20 protein-coding genes are annotated in these 20,920 nt (G+C 63.0%); 11 read left to right on the top strand and 9 right to left on the bottom strand.

Annotation, left to right across the window (positions count from 1 at the left end):
• Positions 1 to 2: 2 nt before the first annotated feature.
• Positions 3 to 1,007: a dTDP-glucose 4,6-dehydratase gene (gene rfbB, locus ATN38_RS22730; protein ID WP_042447638.1), complete on the bottom strand. Its 1,005-nt coding sequence runs from the start codon at positions 1,005 to 1,007 to the stop codon at positions 3 to 5.
• A gap of 96 nt (positions 1,008 to 1,103) precedes the next feature.
• On the opposite strand from rfbB, the gene rfbA reads away from it, so the two are divergent.
• From rfbA to ATN38_RS22710, 4 genes are read left to right on the top strand one after another with little or no spacing between them, the layout of a single operon-like run.
• The gene (gene rfbA / locus ATN38_RS22725) at positions 1,104 to 1,979 is read left to right on the top strand and encodes a glucose-1-phosphate thymidylyltransferase RfbA (protein ID WP_003943968.1); all 876 of its coding nucleotides are present in this window, start codon (positions 1,104 to 1,106) and stop codon (positions 1,977 to 1,979) included.
• 1 nt (position 1,980) lies between these two features.
• Positions 1,981 to 2,586, top strand: a complete 606-nt coding sequence (locus ATN38_RS22720) for a dTDP-4-dehydrorhamnose 3,5-epimerase family protein (protein ID WP_042921219.1) — start codon at positions 1,981 to 1,983, stop codon at positions 2,584 to 2,586.
• A 51-nt stretch (positions 2,587 to 2,637) separates the two neighbouring features.
• Positions 2,638 to 3,729, top strand: a complete 1,092-nt coding sequence (locus tag ATN38_RS22715; protein ID WP_218748718.1) for a S1C family serine protease — start codon at positions 2,638 to 2,640, stop codon at positions 3,727 to 3,729.
• A 34-nt stretch (positions 3,730 to 3,763) separates the two neighbouring features.
• Positions 3,764 to 4,624 (top strand): RimK family alpha-L-glutamate ligase, encoded by an 861-nt coding sequence (locus ATN38_RS22710; protein ID WP_218748716.1) that lies wholly within the window; start codon positions 3,764 to 3,766, stop codon positions 4,622 to 4,624.
• Here ATN38_RS22710 and ATN38_RS22705 read toward each other — a convergent pair.
• From ATN38_RS22705 to ATN38_RS22690, 4 genes are read right to left on the bottom strand one after another with little or no spacing between them, the layout of a single operon-like run.
• Positions 4,613 to 6,160 carry an AMP-binding protein gene (locus ATN38_RS22705; protein ID WP_218748715.1) on the bottom strand — a complete coding sequence of 516 codons (1,548 nt, stop codon included), beginning with the start codon at positions 6,158 to 6,160 and terminating at the stop codon, positions 4,613 to 4,615. The genes ATN38_RS22710 and ATN38_RS22705 overlap by 12 nt on opposite strands.
• Complete coding sequence (locus ATN38_RS22700) at positions 6,157 to 7,395, bottom strand: thiolase family protein (protein WP_209910883.1); 1,239 nt, start codon at positions 7,393 to 7,395, stop codon at positions 6,157 to 6,159. The genes ATN38_RS22705 and ATN38_RS22700 overlap by 4 nt, the downstream gene beginning before the upstream one ends.
• A complete protein-coding gene (locus ATN38_RS22695; RefSeq protein ID WP_030535808.1) occupies positions 7,392 to 8,324 on the bottom strand; it encodes a fumarylacetoacetate hydrolase family protein in 933 nt (310 codons plus the stop codon). Before ATN38_RS22695 ends, ATN38_RS22700 begins: the two co-directional genes overlap by 4 nt.
• Positions 8,325 to 8,377: 53 nt before the next feature.
• The gene (locus tag ATN38_RS22690; protein WP_051649531.1) at positions 8,378 to 9,169 is read right to left on the bottom strand and encodes a cyclase family protein; all 792 of its coding nucleotides are present in this window, start codon (positions 9,167 to 9,169) and stop codon (positions 8,378 to 8,380) included.
• A gap of 209 nt (positions 9,170 to 9,378) precedes the next feature.
• Here ATN38_RS22690 and ATN38_RS22685 point away from each other — a divergent pair, with 209 nt between their 5' ends.
• A complete protein-coding gene (locus ATN38_RS22685; RefSeq protein ID WP_158170230.1) occupies positions 9,379 to 9,987 on the top strand; it encodes a TetR/AcrR family transcriptional regulator in 609 nt (202 codons plus the stop codon).
• Between the two features lie 13 nt (positions 9,988 to 10,000).
• Here ATN38_RS22685 and ATN38_RS22680 read toward each other — a convergent pair whose 3' ends face one another.
• The 3 genes from ATN38_RS22680 to ATN38_RS22670 are packed head-to-tail and all read right to left on the bottom strand — an operon-like array spanning position 10,001 to position 12,443.
• Positions 10,001 to 10,984 (bottom strand): alpha/beta hydrolase, encoded by a 984-nt coding sequence (locus ATN38_RS22680; RefSeq protein WP_218748714.1) that lies wholly within the window; start codon positions 10,982 to 10,984, stop codon positions 10,001 to 10,003.
• Positions 10,985 to 11,003: 19 nt separating this feature from the next.
• Entirely contained in the window at positions 11,004 to 11,912 is a 909-nt protein-coding gene (locus ATN38_RS22675; RefSeq protein ID WP_218748713.1) for a PIN domain-containing protein, read from the bottom strand.
• Positions 11,913 to 11,966: 54 nt separating this feature from the next.
• Positions 11,967 to 12,443 carry a GtrA family protein gene (locus ATN38_RS22670; RefSeq protein WP_073513418.1) on the bottom strand — a complete coding sequence of 159 codons (477 nt, stop codon included), beginning with the start codon at positions 12,441 to 12,443 and terminating at the stop codon, positions 11,967 to 11,969.
• Between the two features lie 63 nt (positions 12,444 to 12,506).
• On the opposite strand from ATN38_RS22670, the gene ATN38_RS22665 reads away from it, so the two are divergent.
• From ATN38_RS22665 to ATN38_RS22645, 5 genes are all read left to right on the top strand, one after another.
• Positions 12,507 to 13,940 carry an FAD-binding oxidoreductase gene (locus ATN38_RS22665; RefSeq protein WP_064073587.1) on the top strand — a complete coding sequence of 478 codons (1,434 nt, stop codon included), beginning with the start codon at positions 12,507 to 12,509 and terminating at the stop codon, positions 13,938 to 13,940.
• On the top strand, positions 13,937 to 14,698 hold the full coding sequence (locus tag ATN38_RS22660) for a decaprenylphospho-beta-D-erythro-pentofuranosid-2-ulose 2-reductase (RefSeq protein ID WP_007731800.1): 762 nt from the start codon (positions 13,937 to 13,939) through the stop codon (positions 14,696 to 14,698). Before ATN38_RS22665 ends, ATN38_RS22660 begins: the two co-directional genes overlap by 4 nt.
• 90 nt (positions 14,699 to 14,788) lie before the next feature.
• Positions 14,789 to 16,642: a galactan 5-O-arabinofuranosyltransferase gene (locus ATN38_RS22655; protein ID WP_054188738.1), complete on the top strand. Its 1,854-nt coding sequence runs from the start codon at positions 14,789 to 14,791 to the stop codon at positions 16,640 to 16,642.
• A gap of 73 nt (positions 16,643 to 16,715) precedes the next feature.
• Positions 16,716 to 17,324 carry a TetR/AcrR family transcriptional regulator gene (locus ATN38_RS22650; protein WP_287978284.1) on the top strand — a complete coding sequence of 203 codons (609 nt, stop codon included), beginning with the start codon at positions 16,716 to 16,718 and terminating at the stop codon, positions 17,322 to 17,324.
• A gap of 99 nt (positions 17,325 to 17,423) precedes the next feature.
• The gene (locus tag ATN38_RS22645; RefSeq protein ID WP_202022615.1) at positions 17,424 to 18,056 is read left to right on the top strand and encodes a hypothetical protein; all 633 of its coding nucleotides are present in this window, start codon (positions 17,424 to 17,426) and stop codon (positions 18,054 to 18,056) included.
• A 21-nt stretch (positions 18,057 to 18,077) separates the two neighbouring features.
• On the opposite strand, the gene ATN38_RS22640 is transcribed toward ATN38_RS22645, so the two are convergent.
• On the bottom strand, positions 18,078 to 18,767 hold the full coding sequence (locus tag ATN38_RS22640; RefSeq protein WP_037126068.1) for an MspA family porin: 690 nt from the start codon (positions 18,765 to 18,767) through the stop codon (positions 18,078 to 18,080).
• Positions 18,768 to 19,084: 317 nt separating this feature from the next.
• Between ATN38_RS22640 and ATN38_RS22635 the strand changes: the two genes are divergently transcribed.
• Positions 19,085 to 20,917: a glycosyl transferase gene (locus ATN38_RS22635; RefSeq protein ID WP_218748712.1), complete on the top strand. Its 1,833-nt coding sequence runs from the start codon at positions 19,085 to 19,087 to the stop codon at positions 20,915 to 20,917.
• The last annotated feature ends 3 nt before the right edge of the window (positions 20,918 to 20,920 follow it).

The following is a 20,920-nucleotide window of genomic DNA, read 5'->3' as shown; positions in this document are numbered from 1 at the left end:
GTTCAGCGGACGACGGATTCTCCGGCTGAATACGTTGCCTCGACGCCGGCCTTCTGCGGACGCCACCACTGCTCGTTGTCGCGATACCACTCGACGGTGGCTTCCAGTCCGCTTCGAAAATCGCGGTACTGCGGCTTCCACCCAAGTTCCTGCTGCAGTCGCGTCGAATCGATCGCATACCGCAGATCGTGACCAGGGCGGTCGGTGACGAAGTCGAAATCGTCCGGCTTGCGTCCGAAAATTTCGAGCAGGGTCGCAATCACCGTCCGGTTGTCGGTTTCACCGTCGGCGCCGATCAGATACGTCTCGCCGGACTTTCCGCGGTCCAGGATGTCCCAGACGGCGCGGTTGTGGTCCTCGACGTGAATCCAGTCGCGGACGTTGCGGCCTTCCCCGTACAACCGTGGACGCACTCCGTCGAGCAGATTGGTGATCTGGCGTGGGATGAACTTCTCCACATGCTGGTACGGGCCGTAATTGTTGGAGCAGTTCGAGATGGTCGCCGCGATCCCGAACGAGCGCACCCAGGCGCGCACGAACAGATCACTCGACGCCTTGGACGCGGAGTACGGGCTCGACGGGTTGTACGGTGTCGTCTCCGTGAACTTCGCCGGATCATCCAGTTCGAGGTCGCCGTACACCTCGTCGGTCGAAATGTGGTGATAACGGACCCCGTGCGAACGCACTGCCTGCAGGAGCGAGAAGGTTCCCATGACGTTGGTGCGCAGAAACGGTTCGGGGTCGGCGAGGGAATTGTCGTTGTGGCTTTCGGCCGCGAAGTGCACGACTGCGTCGGAGCGCGAGACAAGATCGTCGACCAGCGGCTCGTCGGCCACGTCGCCGTGGACAAACGTGATCCGGTCCTCGACGGACGCCAGGGACTGGCGATTTCCGGCGTAGGTCAGAGCGTCGAGAACCGTGACTTCCACGTCGGGACGCGTCGCCACCGTCTGATGAACGAAATTGGCACCGATGAAGCCGGCACCCCCGGTGACCAGTAGTCGCACGTCATCTCCTCAGGCTCATCGGACGAACCCCACTTTAGCGGCCGGGCGTGTCATGTCCGTTTGCGTCGGCAGGCAGGAGTGCAGGACACTGCACGCATGCGCGGAATCATTCTGGCCGGTGGCACCGGGTCGCGGTTGCACCCGATCACCCTCGGAGTGAGCAAGCAACTCTTGCCTGTCTACGACAAGCCGATGATCTACTACCCGCTCTCCACTCTCATGCTCGCCGACATTCGCGACATCTTGATCATCACGACCCCACACGACGCCGAACAATTCCGCCGGGTTCTCGGCGACGGCTCACAATTCGGCGTCAACCTCACCTATGCAGTGCAACACGAACCGAACGGCCTCGCAACGGCATTCACCCTCGGCGCAGAGCACATCGGATCCGACTCCGTGGCGCTCGTCCTCGGCGACAACATCTTCTACGGCCCCGGCCTCGGAACCCAACTCAGGCGTTTCTCCGACATCGACGGCGGAGCCGTATTCGCTTACTGGGTCTCGAATCCGACCGCCTACGGCGTCGTCGAATTCGACGACTCGGGTCGCGCCGTGTCCATCGAGGAAAAGCCGACGTCGCCGAAATCCAATTACGCAGTCCCCGGCCTCTATTTCTACGACAGCGACGTCGTGGACATCGCACGCACTCTGAAGCCCTCTGCGCGTGGCGAATACGAAATCAGCGACATCAATCAGCACTATCTCGAAGCTGGCAAACTTTCTGTCGATGTCCTCCCCCGCGGAACCGCGTGGCTCGATACCGGCACACCCGATTCCCTGCTCGAGGCAGCGAACTACGTGCGGACCATCGAACACCGCCAAGGCCTCAAGATCGGTTCCCCTGAAGAGGTTGCGTGGCGTCAAGGATTCATCAGCTCCGACCAATTACGCACTCAGGCAGAAGCATTGGGAAAATCCGGGTACGGCAACTACCTACTCGAGCTGCTCGAGCACGGCAAGGAATGGTGACGTGGAAATCCGTCCACTGAAGATCGCCGGAGCTTGGGAAATTACACCGAAGCAGTTCGGCGACAACCGCGGTGTCTTTCTCGAATGGTTCAAAAGCTCCGCCTTCACCGCCGCGACCGGCCGCACTCTCGACCTCGCGCAGGCCAACTGCTCGGTTTCCGAAGCCGGTAGCCTCCGCGGGATCCACTTCACCGACAATCCGCCCGGACAGGCGAAGTACATCACCTGCGTGAAAGGTGCCTTCCTCGACGTTGTCGTAGACCTGCGCGTCGGATCACCGACCTTCGGCGAGTGGGATGCGGTGGTGATCGACGACGTCGATCGACGAGCGGTGTTCCTGGAGGAAGGCCTCGGCCACGCGATCCTTTCACTCGAAGACGGATCGACAGTGATGTACCTGTGCAGCATCGAATACTCGCCCCACCTGGACCGCGACCTCGATCCCTTCGATCCGGAACTCGCGATCGAATGGCCGAGAACAGACCGTAAGGGCAACCCTCTGACCTACGAGCTCTCCGCAAAGGACGCTGCCGCGCCGTCCCTGGCAACGCTCCGCGCGGACGGCATGTTGCCCGGTTTTGTGGCCGAAGATTCGCCGAATCGGTAATCTTCACCTTTCACGACTCGATGGCATGACACCGGCGGGACGGACGGCTGGATGACCAAACGTGCGAGCAGACGCGGCCTGTGGACGGCCGTCGTTCTCGCAGCCGGCCTCGGTGGTCTCGCACTGGTCGCACCGCCCCTGACTCCGGGAACGATCGAGTCCGCACCGGTCACCGTCATCACGACCACCCCACCATCGCCGGTTGTTCCGCTCACCCCGGAGGAGCTCTCGGCCCGGGTGGTCCCCACCATCGTCACCATCACGGCGCCGGCCGGATTCACCACCACTGCTGGGACCGGGATCGTGCTCTCCCCTGACGGAGTGGTGCTCACGAATCACCACGTCATCAGCGGAGCCTCGGACGTCACCGCCGTCAGCATGTCCAACGGGCTGATCTACGACGCCGAGATCCTCGGGTACGACAGCGTCAGCGATCTTGCCGTCCTTCGACTCGCGGGCGCTGACGATCTGCCGGTGGCTGTGGTCGGCAAATCAGCAGAAGCCGCTCGCGGGGACTCCGTCACCGCAATCGGAAATGCGGAAGGCGGCGGAGTACCCGTCCCGGCTCCCGGCGTCATCACCAACCTCGGTGTCACCGTCAACACCCGCAACGTGTCCGACGGATCGCGAAACCAGTTGAAGGGCCTCATCGAGGTGGACGCGGACATCCGGCCTGGCGATTCCGGTGGCCCCCTGGTCAACGCCGTTGGCGAGCTGATCGGCGTCAGCAGCGCGGGCAACGCCGTCACCGACCGCACCGAAACCTCACCGGCGCCTCAGTCCTACGCGATACCGATCGACACCGCACTACCGATCGTCGAGCAGGTACTCGGTGGCCGCTCCTCCGAGACCGTGCGTGTGGGACCGACACCCGTACTCGGTGTCGCGGTGAAGGATCACGCGGACATGCCGGCCGGCGCCGAAGTTGTTGCCGTGAGCTTCGATTCGCCGGCCGAGCGGGTGGGGCTGACCAAAGGTGCGGTCATCACCGAGTTCGGTGGCAGCCGGATCGCGTCGTCCGCTGATCTCAACGCGGCGATGAGCTCGCGCCGCCCCGGCGACACCGTCGCGGTGACGTGGGTGGACGCAAGCGGGCAACCCGGGACCGGTTCGCTGGTCCTCGACGAGGGGCCACCTCGCTAGTCTTACAAGGCGCCAGCCGTGAAAGCATCGTGGCATGACCACGGTTCTCCTGCTCACCTGTGACGGCGCCGCCCGCGAGGCGGATGTCGAAAGCAAACTCGTCATGGAAGCTCTCACCTCCTACGGCATCGCGTCGACGATGGCGCCGTGGTCGAGCCCGTCCCTCCTCGATATCGACGCCGACCTGGTTCTGATCCGGTCGACCTGGGACTACACCCAGCGCCTCGACGAATTTCTTGCCGTTCTCGATCAGCTGACCGCTCCGATCGCCAATCCACTCTCGATCGTGAAGTGGAACGCACACAAGGGATACCTCACCGAACTTGCCGCGGCCGGCGTACCTATCGTCCCAACCGCTGTGATCGCTGCCGGAAAGAGCGAAACACTCACCCTCCCTTCGTTCGAGGGTGCCGACGTCATCGTCAAGCCTGCAGTCTCCGCCGGCGCTGTCGGAGTGGGAAAGTTTGCCGCGGGGTCCGCGCAGGCCCACGCTCACCTCAGCTCGATCCTCGACGGCGGTAACGACGCGTTGGTCCAGCCATTCGCCTCGGACGTCGTCGACGGTGAGCGCTCGATCATCCACATCGGCGGACGCTACTCACACGCTGTCCGGAAGATCCCGGCCGCCCACGACTTCCGCGTGCAGGAATTTCACGGCGGAACCAACCACCTCCACGAACCGTCCGCCGCCGAACTCGCGGTGGCCGACGCAGCACTGGCCGCGACCCCATGCGGCCCCGGCGAATTGCTTTATGCGCGTGTGGACGTCGTGGGTCCGGTGGATCAGCCACTGCTCATGGAAGTGGAACTGATCGAGCCCGAACTCTTTCTGCCATTCGCCCCTGGATCTGCCGACGCCCTCGCACGGGCAGTTGTCGCGTCACTAGGTCGGTGACGCGCCACGGAGTGCCTTCTTGTCGATCTTCCCCAAAGCAGTGAGCGGCAGCGCTTCCAGAATCGAAATCTCCTTGGGCGCCCAGATCGGACCCTTGTGCGATCTCACGTGCGCGATGAGTTGATCGGGTGTGACCGACCATCCCGTCTTCAGTACGACTGCGGCGGTAACAGCTTCTCCCCATTGAGAATCGGGGACACCGAATACCGCACATGCTGCCACCGCGGGATGATGTCCGAGTGAGTCCTCGACTTCGCGCGGGTAGACGTTGAATCCACCACTGATGATCGTGTCTTTGATGCGGTCGACGATCGAGATGAGCCCACTTTCGTCGATTCGAGCAACGTCGCCGGTGTGCAACCACCCATTCGCGAGCGCTGCAGCGGTTTGTTCAGGTTTGTTCCAATAGCCGTCCATCACGAGCGGACCTCGCACACAAAGCTCGCCGGGTACGCCCGTCGCCGTCTCGTTTCCCTGCTCGTCAAGCAACACCACTTCGACACCTGGCATCGCGCGCCCACAACTCCCCAAAACTGCGGGATCGTCCGTGTGCTCACGTGTATCGAGTACCGTCAACGCATTCGGGGCTTCGGCCTGACCGTAATGCTGGCTCAGGATCGGCCCGAACACCGCCCCTGCCTGCTCGAGCCTGGTGGGGTCGATGGGTGCAGCACCGTAAAGCATCCAGTTCAGCCCAGACAGATTCGCATCCGACAGGCGTGGATGGTCGAGTAAGGCATAGAGCATCGTGGGAACCACGAATGTAGCTGTGACTCCGCCATTTTCGATGGCGTCGACAACTCTGTCCGGGTCGAACGACCTGTGCAACTCGAAGCTTGCACCTCGCAGCAGACCGGGTGCGACGAGCAGACCGGCAGCATGAGACATCGGCGTAGTGAGCAGCATGGTGGTTTCAGCCGGCCACTCCCACGTGGTGCAGGCCCAGGCATTGGCGACCAAGGATCGGTCCTTGAGCATGACGCCTTTCGGCTCACCGGTGGTTCCACCGGTGTAGAAGAGATACAAAGCTCGACCCTGACCGCCTAAGCCTGAACCTATTCCCGCCGTACCCAATTCACACGCTGATTCGAGGGCTGACAGTGACATCACTCGAGTCTGTGCCGCTTCGGCGCGTACCTGGAACTGTCCGTCGGCAACCAACAGGAGATCGGTACCACTGTCTTTCAGCACCATCCTGTCGTTCTCTTCGGTCGCGAGCGGATGGAGTGCCGTGTAGCGCACGCCCGCCAGACACGCCGCGGCCATGACCGTGAATGCTTCAGGACACGGCCCCGCAAGCAGGGCGACCCCGGCTCCGTCCGGCAGAGCGAAGCTACTGAGGACACCTGCAATCCGCTCGATCTGTTCCGCAGTCTGCCAATATGTCAGCTCGGCCCGATCACCGTTCCGATCCGTGAATCGAAACGCGATGTGGTCTGGTCGGCGTCGCAGCGCCGACAGAATCAGATCCGCATATCCCGCTTGCACCTGCAAGCCTGGCGCCATCGGTTCATCGTTCATGATGTCCGCGTTCATCGTGGCCCTCCCAAGATCGTGACCGCGGCGACGGCTTCCTCGATGCCGTAGAGACCTCCGCCGTTCTCTGCGACCGCGATTCGAGCACCCGGAACTTGTCGCCGCCCTGCTTGTCCACGCAACTGCGTGACAAGTTCGAAGACCTGCGCCAGTCCCGTTGCCGAGACCGGATGACCACGGGACTCGAGCCCACCTGACGGATTGACCGGACGCACGCCTCCCAACGAACTCGCACCGGACGCCGACCACGCGCCGCCCTCACCGATCGGGCAGAACCCCAGATTCTCGACCTGCTGCACTTCACCGAAGGCCGTGGCGTCGTGGACCTCTGCCACATCCACATCGCCTGGCCCGACTCCGGATTCCTCGTATGCGCTCATTGCTGCACGGCGACCGATGTGACTCTCCACGTCATCTGCGGTCCGATCCGTGCCTGACACCAAGCTGCAACCGAGTACCTGCGCCGCCCGCCGAGAGGAATCGTGCCTTCGAGCAAAGTCCGCACTGGTCACAATGACCGCCGCTGCACCGTCACTGACGGGCGAGCACATCGGAACTGTCAGAGGCCACGCGACTCGCCTTGCGGCAAGCACCTCTTCGACGCTGAAGAGTTTGCGAAAGTGCGACCGCGGATTGTGCACGGAATGCGCATGATTTTTGGCTGCTACGGACGCGAGCTCGAACTCGGTGGTTCCGAATCTCTCCATGTGCGCCCGGGCAAGAGAAGCGTAGATCTCCATGAACACCGACCGCTCACCCTGCGATCCGAGTGCATCCGGCAGCGGAGCGGACAGCGAAGCAAGGCCCGCGAGCGTCTCGTCGCGATGCGCAACGTCGAGTGCACCGTCGAACACCTCCAGACTTCGAGCCGGATCCGAGCACACCAGCTTGTCCACCCCGACCGCCAACGCGACCTCGGACAGACCGGCGCGAACGTGGGCGATCGCCAGCCAGAGTGCAGTCGCGCCGCCGGCGCAGGCATTTTCGACATTGACGACCGGGACTCCCCCGAAACCGTATGGCCTCAAGGCAATCTGGCCTGGGATCATGTGCTGCCGGTCGATCGCCTTCTGGCTGACTGTCGCGTAGAAGACCGCACCGACGTCACCGCGGGTCAGGCCCGCGTCTTCGACGGCATCGATCGCCGCACGCCCCGCCAATTCCGAGGCCGCGGTATCCGCGTGCCGCCCGAAGAGAGTCGCGCCGACACCGAGAACCATGACTTCGCCGCTCACGCCACCACTCGATTCCTCAATACACCGAGGCCGGTGACCTCGAGTTCGACTACGTCTCCCGGTTCCAGGAACCGCCCGTGCTCCAAGCCGCATCCACTCGGCACGGTGCCGGAACAGAAGACTTCACCCGGGTACAGCCGCGTGGAAGTCGAAGCGAACGAAATCACGTCCTCGAAACGATGGTCCATGTCGGCGCTGGTTCCTCGGCTCACCTCGTCTCCGTTGATTCTCGCGGTCATCTCGAGTTGGTAGGGGTCACCGACTTCGTCGGCCGTCACGATCCAGGGCCCGAGGACATTCGCGTTCGAAAAGTCCTTGCTCTTACTGAGACCGAGTCCGGTGGAGATCTCCTCGAGCTGAGTATCGCGGGCGCTGAAATCGTTGAAGATGGTGTAACCGAAGATATGCGCAGGGGCATCCGCGCGTGAGATGTCGGTTCCACCGCGCCCCAGCACACAGGCGAATTCGAGTTCGTAATCGCGCAGGCTCGAGTACTCGGGCCACACGACGTCAGATTTGTGTCCGGTCACCGCCAATCGGTTCGCTATGTAATACAGCGGGCGCTCCAACTGGATCTTCGGCAGTTCGACGTCCTCGAGTGCGACCCCTTGAATTCGGGCGCGAGCGTTGCGGAAGTGATCCATGAAGCAGCCGAAGTCTCGGATCTGGACCGGCTGAGGAAGCGGCGACATCCAGCGCACATCACCTGCGTCGACGATTGCACTTGCCGGCGGCTCGTCTGCGAGCCGATCCAGGGTCTCCCGTGCCGCCGGACCACCTTCGATGATGGTTTGCATGGTTTCCAGTTCTGGAGCCGGTTTTCCCGTCACATCATGATGAGCTCGCTCGAGTAACAACAGTTGCTCGCCGCTGCCCGTCACCAGAGCCGTCTGCTGAGTCTTTTCGTATTCGACGGTCGCAAGTTTCACTGTGAGTCAATACCTTTCACTGAATTGTTCGTTAGGTGAGGCAGGAATTTTGCTCAGACGAACGCGACCACACGAGCCGGGGCAGCGCTGGCTCGCGCAAGCTTGATCGGGAAAAACGCCACGTGAAATCCCGAGGGCGGAAGCGCGGCGAGGTTCGCCAGTTGCTGAACGATGAATACTTCACGTTCGCGTCCGGCCCGGTGCCCGTCCCAGAGAACCGAGTTGTCCCCGGTGTCACGAAATTTCTGCGCCATGACTGCAAAGCTCAAGTCCCAGCCGGCAGCGTCGGTGCCCAGCACCTTCGCGCCTTGCTCGGCGAGAAACAGCGTGCCTTCGCGACTCATCCCTGGATACTGAAAGAACCCTGGATCAGCCAAGGTGAAGCTCTCTTGTCCGGTACGGAGCAACACGGCACCACCCTGGGGAACGGACGCACCGTTTTCCGCCAGGGCAGCTTTCAGCGCGTCCACCGAGATCGGCTGATTCGCCTCGCACCGGCCGCGCAGGTCGAGCACCACTGTCTCGCAGAACAATTCATCCAACGCGATGTCTGTGATCGTGCGAGAAGGCTTACCCTCCGAGGTTGATCCGTAGTGCAACGGCGCGTCGACGTGTGTGCCCAGATGGCTGTTGAACTCACTCAACATCTCCGATCCCCACCCCTCACCGTCCGGAAGATCATGAACTCCGCACTGCAGTGCTGCCGCGAACTCGTCGCGTCCGGCACCTGCGGGGTGCGAGTAGGTCACCGAGGGGGCAACGACGGAAGCCAGTGCCTTCAAACCCTCGGGGAGCAATTCCCGATCGGCCGGATCGAGAGTTCTAGTCAGATCGATGAGTTCCATGTCCGCCCATTCCGTTAAGTTATTGGACGCTCAGCATAGAACTGGACGATCAACATAGGCAAGAGGGTGTCGCGAGAGGAATACGGCCGGCCGATGGCCGGCCTCGTAGCATGAGTGCGGTGCGCAGGTCTCGGCCCCGACGGGCGCGTCGACGTCACCGCGTGCCGGAATTGGCTGCACTCGAGAACGAAAGAAGGCAGGAACATCGAATGGCGTCGACACGCAAGCAGGAGATTTCCGAGGAAACCAGACGGCGACTGGTGAAAGCCGCGGCCGAACTGGCTGCCGAAGGCGGGTCGACCGCGATGTCCGTACAAGCCGTGGCAGAAAGATCCGGTATCAGCAGAGGGTCCGTGGCCTGGCACTTCGGATCGAAGGACGGGCTTCTACGAGCCGTCGTCGAGGACGCATTCCGGTGGGGCATGGAAAAGCTACGCGCAGAGTTGGCATCATCCTCGGCGACTGGAATCGAAGCATTGATCGAAGCCAACTTCGTACTGATGTCATACCCCGAGGCACGAATTTTCTCGACCATCTTGATCGAAGCCGTGATTCCCGGGTCCACCATCCGCGAGACCTACGCAGAGCAGTACGTCGCAATGCGAACGCTGTACGCGGACTACCTGCGTTCGATCGACACCCCGGTCACCAATCCGGAGTTGGTTGCCGTCACCCTTCTGGCCGGCACTCTCGGGATCAACCTCCAACATCGCCTCGATCCCGACAACGTCGATCGACGTTCAGCAGTAACCGAGCTCGAATCGATCTATGCCCGCGCGATGGCACCTACCACAACGTCAGGACACGAGAATCCCTAACCGGACCGGAAGTTCAACTTCCCGAACAACTTTCGCCCGCGACCTGGGGCGGGACCGCATCCAGCCTGGTGCGAATGAACCTGGCAACGTCACGTAGCGCTGCCCGGCTCTCCGGCAGGCCAGGCCAGACGGCGGGAAACGCGTGAACCTGGCCGTTCCAGATCTGCAGCGAGCACGGCACCCCCGCGGCGGCGAGCCGTTGCGCCATCACCTCCGAATCGACTCTGAGCACCTCGGATTCGGCGGCGATCAGCAACGACGGCGGCAGCGCGGCCAGATCGCCGTCGACGGGTGAGTTCGTCTGTCCGCCAAGCTTTCCGATCGCCATCAATGCCGACACCGGGGCGATCACGTCGCGTCGAGCGTTGGCATGGACCGATTTGGTGGTGCAATCGAGATCGAGGAGCGGTGAGAGCCCGACCAGACCGGCCGGAACCTCGATCCCCGCGGAAACAGCTGCAAGTGCCGTCGCGAAAACCAGGAAGCCTCCGGCCGAATCGCCAACGAAGACAACCTTTTCCGGCAAGGCTCCCTGTTCGAGGAGCCACCGGTATGCATCGAGACAGTCGTCGACCGACCCGCTGATGCTCGTGCTCGGCAACTGTCGATATGCGATGTGCAGGACCGGAAGGCCGGTTCGCTTGGCGATGCTTGCAACGACCGGCCGATGCGTGTTGAGCCCGCAGCACATGAACCCGCCGCCGTGCAGGTAGAGAACAACACCGTCGCGCAGATCAGCCGTCGAGCCTGCCGTCCGCACGAGTTCACCGTCGAAACCTGGAAAGCGAATCGCTTCCCGATCGATCCCGGACGGAATGCGTACACCCGCGGCCGAGTCCAGCACTGCGGCGCGGCGCATGGCGCCAGGCGTCAGCGGCGCGATCCCGACCACGGGCCGAAGCATCCATCGGCACGCGTTGTAGAGGACCTGCGATTCGATACTCGGCCTGCCGTATCGAGTTCCGGTCCTACGACTGACTGTCGGCAACAGAGACATCTGTCCAGATTAGAAGCGATCAGGCACCGAAGAGGTCGACTTCGTCGAGATCGTCGACGATCGTGACCTTTCGTTTCCGCCCGCCGATGACCTTGCCCAGACCGCGCAGTCCACCGGACTGAGCTTTCGGGGCGGGTTCGATGCGCTGCGGCGCAACTCTCGTCCGCGCTGCGCGCTGAACAGGCTTGGGGGCGGGGGCTGCTGCAGGTGCCGCGGGTTCGGGAACCTCGGCTGGAACCACCGCTTCCGGCTCCACGAAGCCCTGAGCAACCGGGGCCTCGGGCGCGACCTCAGCGGCTTCCTCGACCTCCGCCACCTGCTCCACCTGCACCGGTCCGTCGATCACCGGGATGTCCGACGCCCAGCGGACCCGATACTCCAGACCGCGCGACGCCAGTTCACGCGCGAGATCGCCGTGCCAGACCCCGTCTTCGCCGTCGCCGTATGCCCGTGCGTCGGAGCTCACCCAGATGACGTCGACGCCCGGGTTGCGGTCGGCGAGATCGAGCACGGTCAGCCAGTTCAGCGTCGCCGGATATCCGTCTCGCTTCTTCTTGTCGGTATAGGGCCGACGCAGCGAGATCGCCCTCTCGGCCACCTCGACATGCGACACGTCGACTGGATCGACCACTTCGACGCCGATCGCCACGAGGTCTTCGATCACGTCGTCGACGTAGCCGTCGGCCTTGTCGTGAGCAGCGTCGACGAACCTCGTAAGGTCGCGCCGCAATCCCAGTCGGTCGTACATGCGCGCCTGGACGCTCAGGGCCGCGATCATCTCCGCCGATTCCTCGCGGTAGCGACTCGCAACCTCGAGGACGACCAATCGCGGCACGACGACGCGGTGTCCGAGTGCGCGAGCATCGGCGATGGCAGTGTCGAACCGTACACCCCTGGTCAGGGCCGAAGAATCGAGAACGATGATCATGCGCTCGATTCTCTCTCGAGAAACCGGACGAATGCGCTAATCCACCCCGAACCGTTACTTGATCTTGAAGATCACTGCCCGCTGAACGATGAAGTTGATGACCGTCGCGGTGCCCTGCGCGATGACGAAGGCCAGCGGCATGCGCCACCACTCGTCGGCGAGCACATGCACCATCAGCGCGTTGAGCCCGACCTGAACCGCAAAAGTGACCGCGTACAGCACGACAACAGCGATGAAGCGGGCGCGAGAAGGCTCGGCCTTGAACGTCCACCGCCGGTTGATCAGATACGCCGTCGTAGTGCCGGCGATAAAGCTGATCGACTTGGCCACGCTCAGATCGAGGCCGACGACCTTGAACAGGAATGCGTACAGCCCGTAGTCCACGACCGCCGACAGCCCACCCGTCGCGACGAACCGGACGATCTGCGTTTTCAGGTCCAACGCGTCGTCGGCGATGTCCGTCGTGACAGGAATCTCGACGGGCAGCGGGACGTGGGGTTCGTGCTGGTGACTTGCAGGTGTTTCGGGCACGACGACGAGAGTAACCACTCGAGTCGGAGCCGTCGGCACTACTCCCAGGTAACCTCTACCTTGATGTCCACGACAGCAGAAGAGACGCCGCAGCCGGCTCTCCACACCCAAGCCCGCACCCTCACCGGTTGGGGACGCACCGCCGCCACCACCGCACAGGTGCTGTCCACCCCCGACGTGGAAGTGATCGCCAACGCGGTCGCCCAGGTTGCGGAACAGAACGATTCCAAGCCATCGCATCTGCGACGCGGCGTCATCGCGCGCGGCCTCGGCCGCTCGTACGGTGACCCGGCGCAGAACGCCGGCGGGCTGGTCATCGACATGAATGCACTCGACCGCATTCACCGCATCGATCGCGACACCGCTCTGGTGGACGTCGACGCCGGCGTGAATCTGGATCAGCTGATGAAGGCTGCTCTGCCGTTCGGCCTGTGGGTTCCGGTCCTGCCGGGTACTCGTCAGGTCACGATCGGCGGCGCCATCGGCTCGGATATCCACGGCAAGAACCACCACAGCGCGGGCAGCTTCGGCAACCACGTCGTGTCGTTGGATCTGCTGACGGCCGACGGCAAGGTTCGCACGCTCACCCCCAAGGGCGGGCGCAACGACCCGAAGGCCGCACTGTTCTGGGCCACGATCGGCGGCATGGGCCTGACGGGCATCATCTTGCGGGCAACCATCAAGATGACACCGACCGAGACGGCGTACTTCATCGCCGACGGCGACGTCACCAACAGCCTCGACGAGACCATCGCGCTGCACAGCGACGGCAGTGAGGCCAACTACGAGTATTCGAGCGCGTGGTTCGACGCGATTTCCGCGCCCCCGAAGCTCGGTCGTGCGGCAGTCTCGCGCGGATCTCTGGCGAAGCTCGACCAGCTTCCGGCCAAGCTGCAGAAGAACCCGCTCGCCTTCGACGCACCGCAGTTGCTGACGTTCCCCGACGTCTTCCCCAACGGGCTGGCCAACAAGTTCAACTTCACCGCGATCGGCGAGGTCTGGTTCCGCAAGTCCGGCAAGTACCGCGGCAAGGTCCAGAATCTGACGCAGTTCTACCACCCGCTCGACATGTTCGGTGAGTGGAACCGGGCGTACGGATCCAACGGATTCCTGCAGTACCAGTTCGTGGTTCCGCCGGAGGCCGTCGACGAGTTCAAGAAGATCATCGTCGACATCCAGCGCAGCGGGCACTACTCGTTCCTCAACGTGTTCAAGCTCTTCGGCGAAGGCAATCAGGCGCCGCTGAGCTTCCCGATCCCGGGCTGGAACATCTGCGTCGACTTCCGCATCAAGCCGGGCCTGAACGAGTTCGTCACCGAACTCGACAAGCGTGTCCTCGAATTCGGCGGACGCCTGTACACGGCCAAGGACTCGCGGACGTCCGCAGAAACCTTCCACGCCATGTACCCGCGTATCGACGAGTGGATCGCGACGCGCCGCAAGTACGACCCCACAGGCGTTTTCGCCTCCGATATGTCCAGAAGGCTGGAACTGTGATCAACGCTGTAGGTAACCCGCAAACCGTTTTGCTTCTCGGTGGAACCTCCGAGATCGGCCTCGCCATCTGTGAGGAGTACCTGAAGAAGGCGCCGCTCCGCGTCGTTCTGGCGGCACTCCCCGGCGATCCGGGACGCGAAGCTGCGGTCAAGCAGCTCGAAGCGAAGGGTGCCACCTCGGTGGAGCTCATCGACTTCGACGCCGTTGATTTCGAGTCGCATCCGAAGGTGATCGACCAGGCGTTCTCGAACGGTGACGTCGATGTCGCGATCGTCGCCTTCGCACTGGACGGTGACTCCGAAGAGCTGTGGCAGAACCAGCGCAAGGCCGTTCTGGTGGCAAACGTCAACTACACCGCTTCCGTCTCGGTCGGTGTTCTTCTCGGCGAGAAGATGAAGGCTCAGGGCTTCGGCAAGATCATCGCGATGTCGTCGGTTGCCGGCGAGCGCGTCAAGCGTGCCAACTTCGTCTACGGCTCCACCAAGGCGGGCCTCGACGGTTTCTACCTCGGACTCGGCGAGGCTCTCGCGGAATTCGGACCGCAGGTCACCGTCGTTCGCCCCGGCATGGTGCGCACGCAGTTCAGTGCCCACGTCAAGGAAGCTCCGCTGACGGTCAACAAGGACATCGTCGCGAAGCTCGCTGTTGCCGCCTCGGACAAGGGCAAGGAAATCGTCTGGACTCCCGGCCCGTGGCGCTTCGTCATGATGGGTCTTCGCCACGTGCCGCGCCCGATCTTCCGGAAGTTGCCGGTTTAAGCTCCTCCCGTGCCAGAAACAACAACTGCTCCGAGTACAGACCTTTCGACCCCGTCGCCGTGGCGTAATGCCGCGGCGACGGTGGTGGAAATGGCCCTCGGAGCGCTGGTCGCCGCTGTTGTAGCCGCTGTCGGGCTCTTTGCTTTCGGCCGAGTGCAGTGGCCGGCGTTCACCTCTTCCAATGTCACGCAGGCAGTCACGACGGTGCTGCAGGTGCTCTGCATCGCAGTGGTCGGTGTTGCGGTTCTGATGTTCCGCGCCCGCAAGGCCGAGCGGGTCGCAAAACTCCTCTCGTGGGCCGGGCTCTCCGGCTTCGTCACCACGACGCTCGGACTTCCCCTGGCCGCGACGAGTCTGTATCTGCACGGCGTCTCGGTCGATCAGCAGTTCCGGACCGAGTACCTGACCCGGCTGACGGATTCTGCTGCGCTGCAGGACATGACGTACGTGGATCTGCCGCCGTTCTACCCGGCCGGCTGGTTCTGGATCGGTGGACGCGTCGCGAACCTGCTGGGAATGGACGGCTGGGAAGCCTTCAAGCCCTACGCGATCGGCTCGTTGGCTGTCGTCGCCGTCGTTGCACTCGTGTTGTGGACCAAGCTGATTCGACGCGATTGGGCCGTCGTCGCGGCATTGGCCGTCACTGCCGTCGTGTTGGCGTACAACTCCCCCGAGGCGTACGGCGCCGTCATCAACCTCCTGATCCCGCCGGTGCTGATCCTCGCGTGGGGCGCATTGGACCGGCCGGGGGCATCTCGATTTGCCGGAGCCGGCGCAATACTCGGGACGGGCCTGTTCCTCGGTCTCGCCGCAACGGTCTACACGCTCTATCTCGGATTCGCCGCGTTCGCAGTGACTCTGATGGCCTTGGTTGCCGCAGTACTTGCCGCACGCGCCCAGAACACGTGGAAAGCCGCACTGGGACCCCTCGTCAGGCTCGCCGTGATCGCGGTGATCTCCGGCCTGGTGGCTCTGACCGTCTGGACGCCGTACCTGCTGAAGGCACTCTCCGGTGCCACCGCAGAGTCCGGCACCGCAATGCACTACCTCCCCGATTCCGGTGCGGTACTGCCCTTCCCGATGCTGAGCTTCACCCTTGTCGGTGGACTGTGCCTACTCGGCACGATCTGGCTGATTTCGCGGTTCCTGTTCTCCCGCCGCGCCCGAGCACTCGGTATCGGTGTCATTGCCGTGTACCTGTGGGCACTGCTGTCCATGACGTTCACCGTTGCCGGCAGTACGCTCCTCGGCTTCCGACTGGAGCCGGTCCTGATCGGACTCCTTGCCGCCGCCGGTGTGTTCGGTTTCTTCGAGTTCGCCGGTTGGATCGTGCTGGCCACCAGCGAAAATCCTCGCGTCAAAGCGGTACTGGTTGCACTCGGCGTCATCGGAGCCATCGCTTTCGCGCAGAACATCCCGCAGGTGCTGGCGCCGGATATCGCTGTGGCATACAGCGATACCGACGGTAACGGCGAGCGCGGCGACAAGCGGCCCCCGGGTGCCGAAGCCAATTACGCCGACATCGACCGGATCATTCGCGAGCAGTTGGGACGCGAACCCCATGACACGGTGGTCCTCACTGCCGACATCGGCTTCCTGAGCTTCTACCCGTACTTCGGCTTTCAAGGACTGACGTCGCACTACGCGAACCCGCTCGCCGATTTCCGTGCGCGCGCTGCGCTGATCGAGCAGTGGTCGGAACTGAAGACGCCTGACGAACTGATAGCTGCGCTGGACTCGGCGCCGTGGCGCAGCCCCGACGCCTTCGTCTTCCGCCAGGGCGCCGACGGGTACACGCTGCGGTTGGCAGAGGACGTCTACCCCAACGACCCGAACGTCCGCCGCTACACGGTCACGTTCCCCAAGGAACTGTTCGACGATCCTCGTTTCACCGTGACCGAGCAGGGGCCGTTTGTGGTCGTTACCCGCTCTGACGCAATCTAACCAGGAGATACGTCACAAAAGGCTTACCGTCGGGGTCGTTGACGCGACCCCGACGCACCCCTAACTTCATACCGTGCCCCGAACCGATGCCCGAGCGGCGATGATCGATGCAGCCGAGCGTCTGGTTGCCGAGCGAGGTCTGGCCGCTCTGACTCTTCGTGATGTTCAGACCGAAGCCGGGCAGGCCAACAAATCGGCTGCGCAGTATCACTTCGGGTCACGTGAAGGTTTGCTGGCGGCCGTCGTCGAGTCCAGAATGCGACCTGCCGGTGAGCGTCGTCGTGAGTTGCTCGACACGATCGATCTCGACGCGAAACCACCGACGATGCGTGCCCTCGTCGAGGCTCTCGTCCTGCCGTTGGCGGAACAGACCATCTACCGCGAGGGCACGTTGTACGCGCGGTTCCTGGTGCAGTCGATCTTCGACCCGGCGATGTCGTCGACTATCCGTGACCACATGCAGGCCGAGAGTTTCCGCGAAGTTCAGCGGCGGATAGTCGCTGCGTCCTCGTTACCGGCAGAGATCGCCGAACTTCGGGCGGGAACTCTGACCGTGCTCACCGTCGTCACTTTTGCCACGTGGGAAGGCCGCGTCGACAGCCGCGAACGTGCTCACGTGATCGTTGCCGACCTGATCGAAAGTTGCCTCGGAGCACTCTCGGCCCCGGCTGCGCAAATCTGACACGCTGTCCGGCGAGTTTGTTTCCGAAACTGCCGGGGTACTCAGCCCCTCCAAGCGCAGTCGAGCAAACGGCCGCATCAACCACCGGCGGGGTAGGTGATGACAGTGAGCGAACTCGTTGCGCAAAGCCGCGAGCTTGTACCGCATCGTGCAGTTCTCGATTCCGCAGAGCATGTTCTGGTCATTGCGCGCGGCAAACCGTTCGGGCGCGAACAGGCTTTCCATGAAGTGTTGAGCGTCGCGATTCGCAATCGCATCGAAGTACTCACTCTGGCAAGGGCTCTCATCGACGTGTCCGAGTCCCGCGACTACCGCGCGATCCCGACCGACACCGCGCACACCGTTGCGGTGCTCGAATGGGGCGAGCTACTCGAGATCCCGACCGAACACCACGAGAAGTCCAGGGCCGAATCATCCGAGGACGTCGATGAATCGAGTGAACCCGACGATCCGATCGAACCCGAGTATCTGGTCGAGACCGACGTGGGTGGACGGGTCGTCTTCGTCGCCCTCGCGTTCACGATCGGCGGGATTGTCGGATTCTTCGCGCACGACTGGGCACTTCTGCTTCTGATCACCGCCGTGTACCTCGTGTGGATCGCGGCACGGTTGGTCGCGAAACTCGTCAGTGTTTCCCGTAGTGCCCACTGGGCGGACGCTTCGCCGATTCGTGGCGCCGATTCGACCACACGGAACGCGGAAAACTCCCACCATCACGCTGTTGCAGCGTGACGGCGGGAGCATCCGCTTTCGCTAAAGCCTCTGCGGTACACCGTAAGTGACGACGGTATCGCCATTCGACGTGACAGCCTTCGCGTACGGCCTGATGGTCACCGGACCGATTGCTCCCTGTACGTAACCGTGAACTCCGGACAGACGGACAGCGGCTTCGGGACCGTCGAACTCCTGATCTTCGAGCAGCGCGACGTCGGTGATACCGCCCGGCGCCAGGTCGACGTCCAGTTCCTGCGACGGAATGATGTCGCCGCCGATGACGAACCCATTGGAAATATCCAGGCCCAGTTCGAAATCCGGAACCAGACCGATCCCGAGGTTCGTTCCGCTCTCGACTGCCCAGTCGAGACCAGGACTGTTGAGAACGACCGTCGCGCCGGTCAGCGCGATCGGGTAACCGATCTGATAGCCGATCGTCAGCTTCGTTCCGGTGAAACTTGCTGCATCCGGGCCGTCGATCTTCACGCCGGCAACCCCGTCGTGGAAGAACTCGACACTCAGCGGTGAGCTGTCGAGAGGTGGAAAGACGTGGATAGCGGTATCAGCCTGGAAGACTTCTATCCGATTTCCTTTGACGTCGGTGATCGAACTGGTGTTGTCGACGCCTGCCGACGCCGTCCCACCCCCCAGGACAACGGCCAACAGGGCCACTGCCCCCACTGCGCTACTGCGAACTGCTGTCTTCGACATGCACAAGCACCATCCCATCCGGTATAGGCCCCGGACGTAGGTTCCAACTCTTCGTCGAGGATGGGATTCGTCGGGGCTGCCTGAACAAACGCGAGCAAGATCCTTGTTGCGATACCCCGGTCACGAACCCGTCAAACGGTGCACGAAAACATTACTTTCCGGACAAGTCGGGCGGACCGGTTTGTCCCGCTGAGTGCGCCCGCTCGCGGACGCGAACCGTTTTGTTCGTTACTCTGACAGAGGAAGTTATCGAATCGAGACCTAAATAGGCCACCCCGAACTTCTGAGAACTGCCACTTCAGGGATGGGCGCCAGAACCGAAAGGCACCGACTGCATGACCGAGACCTTGCCCGACGTCCAACTGCTCGAAGAAGCACGTCCAGGGCGAGTCCGTTCAGCAGTGCGGCGCTCGGTCGTCCAGCGCGGGCGTCTTGTCGACCTCGCGATCATGGCGACGTTCACCGTCGCGGCGATCTACGTGATGTCCAACCTGTGGAGCGATCTGCAGTCCGGCTATCTGTTCAACGCGGGCCGCGACCAGGCCATGTGGGAATGGTTCTTCGCCGATACCGCTCACGCCCTCGCCCAGTTCCGCAGCCCACTGTTCAGTGACCTGCAGAATTATCCACTCGGCGTGAACCTGATGGCCAATACCGCGATGTTCGGCATCAGCATCCCGTTGGCCCCGATCACGCTGATCTTCGGACCGACCGCCACGTATGCGATCGGGCTGACCGCCGGCCTCGGCGGCACCGCCATCGCTTGGTACTGGGCATTCTCGCGGCACGTACTGACCGGAGTCTCCGTCCGCTCCAAGGTCGCCGCCGCCGTCGGAGCGGGGTTCTGCGGATTTGCGCCCGCCATGATCTCGCATGCCAACGGCCACCCGAACTTCGTCGCGTTCTTCGTACTTCCGTTCATATTCTTGCAGGTAGTGCGCATTTCGAACGGCAAGCGTCCGGTTCGCGACGGTGTCGTCCTCGGCCTACTCGTCGCCTGGCAGATCTTCCTCGGCGAAGAACCGCTCCTCATCTTCACGATGTCAGCCATGGTGTTCGGCGCCGCCTATGCACTGCCCGACCTGGCCAAGTCGCGCCAGGCGATCAAGCGCGCGATGCCCGGCCTCGTGATCGGCGGCGCGGTCACACTCCTGATCACCGCGGTGCCGCTGTGGTCGCAGTTCTTCGGCCCAGCGAGCTACGACGGCGTCTCACACGGTCAGGCCGGCAACGACACCGCTGCACTCACCACGTTCCCGACCGAATCGGTTGCGGGCGACCCCGAGGGCGCGGAGTTCCGAATGAACCCGACCGAGGAGAACGCGTACTTCGGATGGCCGCTGGTGCTCCTGCTTCTCGGTGCAACAGTGTGGTTGTGGCGCATCCGCCTGACCCGCGCGGCTGCCGCGGTGATCGTGGTCATGGGTGTGCTCTCACTCGGTTCCGAACTGACCATCGACGGTGACAAGACCGGCATCACCCTGCCGTGGAAACTCCTCGCCGACCTGCCGTTGTTCGAATCGGTGCTCGAATCCCGATTCGCGATGGGCGCGATTCCGGCGATCGGGCTGCTGCTCACCCTCGGCACGTACCGCGCTTTTGTCGAACTTCGTGGACCGCGCCGCACGGCAGCCGGTGTCTGGCTGGTGGCTCTCGCCGTCGCGATGATTCCCCTGATCCCGACCCCCATCGACGCCGATCAGCGATCTGCGACGCCCGAATTCATCACCAGCGGCTCGTGGGAGAACTACGTCAGCGACGGCACCCTGGTGACGGTCCCTGTCGCGAGCGCCGAAGACGCCCGCGCACTGAGCTGGCAGGTCGACGCCGAATTCGGCTTCCCCATCGCCGGCGGGTACTTCGTCGGCCCGGATTCGAAGACCCGCGCCGGAATCTACGGCGCCGAGTCCCGGCCCACCTCGACCCTGCTGGTCAATGCCAAACAAACCGGCAAGGTCCCGTTGATCGACGTGGGCACCAGAGCGAACGCACTGACCGACCTGCGGTACTGGCACGCCGACGTACTGGTGCTTCCCCGATTCTCCGGCGACGACGCCCTGCGCCACACGGTCGACGAGCTGGTCGGCTTCGACGCCAAGCGCGTCGACGACGTGTGGGTGTGGGACGTACGAGACCTCGTGAGCGGCAAGACCTCCAACCAGAGCTGAGCG

It is taken from the genome of Rhodococcus sp. FH8, from assembly GCF_019266085.1.
In the GTDB taxonomy this organism is placed as follows: Bacteria; Actinomycetota; Actinomycetes; order Mycobacteriales; family Mycobacteriaceae; genus Rhodococcus_F; species Rhodococcus_F qingshengii.
Note: the sequence above shows the minus strand (reverse complement) of the source record. Positions and strands in the feature narration are given on the sequence as shown.